Origin of the sequence: Shewanella electrica (assembly GCF_022321485.1) — a bacterium.
Lineage (GTDB): Bacteria > Pseudomonadota > Gammaproteobacteria > Enterobacterales > Shewanellaceae > Shewanella > Shewanella electrica.
Map to the genome: position 1 here is coordinate 1 of NZ_JAKOGG010000449.1, position 259 is coordinate 259.

The 259-nt window shown below is 49.0% G+C and carries 1 protein-coding gene; it reads left to right on the top strand.

All coding sequences use genetic code 11. The features are described 5' to 3' along the window. Positions 1–13: 13 nt before the first annotated feature. Positions 14–259: hypothetical protein (locus L9G74_RS24390; RefSeq protein ID WP_238898731.1), on the top strand; the 246-nt coding region annotated here is incomplete at its 3' end.

Consider the following 259-nt stretch of genomic DNA (forward strand, 5'->3'; position numbering starts at 1 on the left):
GATGAACTTCAACATGCAGGGGATGCGAAAGACCATTCCTGAGTTGTTTGCAATGCTGAAATCAGCGGAGGTAGAAGTCAAGAAGGAACATCAAGTGTTGATGGTCAATAAAACCACTAAGTTCAAGAAGGGCAAGGGTAAGAAAGCCTTCAAGAAGGACGGCAAGGAAGTTGCCGCGCCCGGCAAGCAAGCTGCTGGGAAGAAGCCAAAGAATGGACCCAAGCCCGAGACTGAGTGCTTTTATTGCAAGGGAAGCGGT